Genomic DNA, 3,695 nt, shown 5'->3' on the forward strand with positions numbered 1-3,695 from the left:
CCGCACCGCGGATCGTGGGCCCCAACTCACCAGCATCCACACCCCGCCGCTTCGCGGCCGCCCCTGACTCAGGGGCCAGTCCTCCAGAAGCATCGCGGTAGCCGTCCAGCATGGGACCGGTCTTCTGAAGGTTCGAGGTAGGCCCTGCCGTAGGCTGACCTGTTTCTCCAGCAAAGTGAGCCCGCATGACCGACACCGCCCGCATTCCCGAAGCCTGTGACCTGTTGATCGAAGCCGGTTACGTGGTCCCGATCGAGCCGCATGCGGTGGTGCTGGAAGACCATGCCGTGGCCGTGCGTGGCAGTGAGATCATCGCGATCCTGCCGCGTGCGCAAGCGCGCGAGCGCTTTGCGCCCAAGCAGACCGTGTCCCGCCCGGACGCGGCGCTGATGCCGGGTCTGGTCAACGCGCATACCCACAATCCCATGACCCTGCTGCGGGGCGTCGCCGACGACCTGCCGCTGATGGTCTGGCTGCAGCAGCACATCTGGCCGGTGGAAGCGGCGGTGATCGGGCCGGAGTTCGTGGCCGACGGCACCACCCTGGCGATCGCCGAGATGCTGCGCGGCGGTACCACCTGCGCCAACGAAAACTACTTCTTCTCCGACGTCCAGGCCGCCGTCTACAAGCAGCACGGGTTCCGTGCGCTGGTCGGTGCGGTGATCATCGATTTCCCGACTGCCTGGGCCAAGACCGACGACGAATACTTCGCCAAGGCCGGCGAGCTGCACGACCAGTGGCGCAACGATCCGCTGATCGGCACCTCGTTCGCCCCGCACGCGCCGTACACCGTCAACGACGCGAACTTCGAACGCGTGCGCATGCTGTCCGACCAGCTGGACATGCAGGTGCACCTGCACACGCATGAGACCGCTCAGGAAATCAGCGACTCGATCAAGCTGCATGGCCAGCGTCCGCTGGCGCGGCTGGATCGGCTCGGCCTGGTCAACGACCGCCTGATCGCGGTGCACATGACCCAGCTCACCGAGGCGGAAATCCACCTGTGCGCCGAGCGCGGTGTCAGCGTGGTGCACTGCCCGGAATCCAACCTCAAACTGGCCTCCGGCTTCTGCCCGGCCTGCGCCCTGCAGCGCGCCGGTGTGAACCTGGCGATCGGCACCGACGGCTGCGCCAGCAACAATGACCTGGACATGTTCAGCGAGAACCGCACCGCGGCGATCCTGGCCAAGGCCGTGGCCAATGACGCCACCGCGCTGGACGCGGCCACCACGCTGCGTGCAGCCACCCTGGGCGGCGCCCGCGCGCTGGGCTTCGGCGACCGCATCGGCTCGATCGAGGTCGGCAAGCAGGCCGATCTGGTCTGCGTGGATCTCTCCGCGCTGGAAACCCAACCGCTGCACCATGTGCTCTCGCAGCTTGTCTACGCCGCCGGCCGCCACCAGGTCAGCGATGTCTGGATCGCCGGCCAGCCCAAGCTGGTCCAGCGCGAACTGGTCGGCATGGACACCGCCGCGATCGTCGCCAACGCCCGCCAGTGGCGCGAGCGTATCCGACACATCCGTGCTTGATGCATCAAGGATCCCCATGAACACCCCCCATGCTTCCACCAATTTCGACCAGGCCGAACTGGACAAGTTCGCCGCGCTCGCCAACCGCTGGTGGGACGTCGATGGCCCGCAGAAGCCGCTGCACGCGTTGAACCCGGTGCGCCTGCAGTACGTCGCCCAGCGCGTCACCCTGCGCGGCGCCCGCGTGCTCGATATCGGTTGCGGTGGCGGCCTGCTCAGCGAAGCGCTGGCCAAGGAAGGCGCGGACGTCACCGCGATCGATCTGGCCCCGGAGCTGGTCAAGGTCGCCCGCCTGCACGGGCTGGAGTCGGGCGTCACGGTCGACTACCGCGTGCAGGCCGCTGAAGACCTGGCCGCCGAACAGCCGGGCAGCTTCGATGTGGTGACCTGCATGGAAATGCTCGAGCATGTGCCGGACCCGGGCGCGATCATCGCCGCCTGCCACCGCCTGCTCAAGCCGGGCGGCCAGCTGTTCCTGTCCACCGTGAACCGCACTCCGGCCGCGTTCGCCGTAGCGATCGTCGGTGCCGAGTACGTGGCGCGGCTGCTGCCCAAGGGCACGCACCACTACCAGGATTTCATCAAGCCGGCCGAGCTGGGCAAGTGGCTGCGCGAGGCTGACTTCAACCTGCGCGATGTCAGCGGCATGGCCTATGAGCCGTGGCGCAACCGTGCCCGCCTGAGCACGCGCACCGACATCAATTATCTGGCCCACGCGGTCAAGCCGGACGACGCGGCACGTGTCTGAGTTCGGTTTCCCGCCGGCGGTGCTGTTCGATCTGGACGGCACGCTGCTGGACAGCGCACCGGACATGCTGGCCACCGCCAACGCGATGCTGGCCGCGCGCGGGCGCGCGCCGATCACCCTGGGTGCGCTGCGCCCGGTGGTCTCCAAGGGCTCGCGTGCGATGGTCTCGGTGGCCTTTCCCGAGCTGGGGCAGGAAGCGCGTGATGCGCTGGTGCCGGAGTTTCTGGCGCGCTACGAAGGCCTGATCGGCCAGCATGCCGTGCTGTTCGATGGCATCGCCGGCATGCTCGACGCGCTCGATGCGGCCGGCTGCGCGTGGGGCATCGTCACCAACAAGCCCGAGTATCTGGCCCGGCTGATCGTGCCGCAGCTGGGCTGGCAACAGCGCTGCAAGGTGCTGATCGGCGGCGATACCCTGGCCCAGCGCAAGCCGCATCCACTGCCGCTGTTGGCCGCCGCCGAGCGCATGGGCATCGCCCCGGGCACCTGTATCTACGTGGGCGATGACGAGCGCGACATCGTCGCCGCCAACGCCGCCGGCATGGCCTCGGTCGCCGCGCTGTGGGGTTACCGGCTCGATGCCGACGATCCCATGGCCTGGGGCGCCGATACGCTGATCGCACGTCCCGAACACCTGCAACATGCCAAGGCGTGGCCGCTTGCGCGCACGCTCTAGCCTTTCAAGGAATACACCGTGAGTACTCCCAGCGCCCTGGACAGTTTCCTGGACAAGTGGCGGACCCGCTGGCCCGAGTGGCAGGTGGCCGAACGCTTCGTGCCCGAGCACCAGCGCACCCTGGTGGTGGCGTGGTTCTCGCTGCTGCAGGAGTTCGACGACATCCTCAATACCGCCGGCGACCCGATGCCGTCCGACGCCAAACTGGCGTGGTGGGGTGAAGAGCTGCGCAGCTGGTCCGCACAGCGCTCGCGCCATCCGCTGGGCCGTGTGCTCGAGCCGGTGCGCGCGCCGTGGGCGCCGTTGGCCGAGACCCTGCCGGATCTGATCGACGCGCGTGCGGTGCCGGTCGATCCGGCGCAGGCGCTGCGTTCGCTGCAGGCCTATGCGGCCGCCGTGGCCGCAGTCGAAGCGGTGATGTTCGATACCCCGGCGCGGGGGGGGGTCGCCACCCCGGTGCTGGTGCAGACCCTGGCCCAGCGCCTGCATGAGAGTGGCGTCGCGGCGATTCCGCGTTCGCTGCTGGCCGAGGATGACACTGCCGCGCCGGGCCGGTGGGCGCAGCAGCTGCTGGCCAAGTGGCCGGCGCGGGTTGCCGGCCCGCGTCCCCGCCGGCTGTACGCCGCGTTGGCCCGTGCCCGCCAGCAGGCCTGGGCGCAGGACCGCCAGTACCAGGCTACGCCGATGCGTACGCTGTGGCTGACCTGGTGGGCTGCGCGGGGGTGAGCGTGCGTGGGGGGGG

General features: G+C 69.0%; 4 protein-coding genes. All 4 read left to right on the plus strand.

Translation table 11 applies throughout. The features are described 5' to 3' along the window. Positions 1-185: 185 nt before the first annotated feature. Genes ACE026_RS12080 through ACE026_RS12095 form a run of 4 tightly spaced genes read left to right on the plus strand, consistent with a single transcriptional unit; the run spans position 186 to position 3,679 of the window. Positions 186-1,529, plus strand: coding sequence for a TRZ/ATZ family hydrolase (locus ACE026_RS12080; protein ID WP_123730709.1), 1,344 nt, complete (start codon positions 186-188; stop codon positions 1,527-1,529). 16 nt (positions 1,530-1,545) lie between these two features. Then, entirely contained in the window at positions 1,546-2,277 is a 732-nt protein-coding gene (gene ubiG, locus ACE026_RS12085; RefSeq protein ID WP_121038225.1) for a bifunctional 2-polyprenyl-6-hydroxyphenol methylase/3-demethylubiquinol 3-O-methyltransferase UbiG, read from the plus strand. After that, positions 2,270-2,953, plus strand: coding sequence for a phosphoglycolate phosphatase (locus ACE026_RS12090; RefSeq protein ID WP_486039191.1), 684 nt, complete (start codon positions 2,270-2,272; stop codon positions 2,951-2,953). Before ubiG ends, ACE026_RS12090 begins: the two co-directional genes overlap by 8 nt. 18 nt (positions 2,954-2,971) lie before the next feature. Then, entirely contained in the window at positions 2,972-3,679 is a 708-nt protein-coding gene (locus tag ACE026_RS12095; protein WP_486039192.1) for a squalene/phytoene synthase family protein, read from the plus strand. Positions 3,680-3,695 lie beyond the last annotated feature (16 nt).

It is taken from the genome of Stenotrophomonas sp. AGC87, from assembly GCF_057333975.1.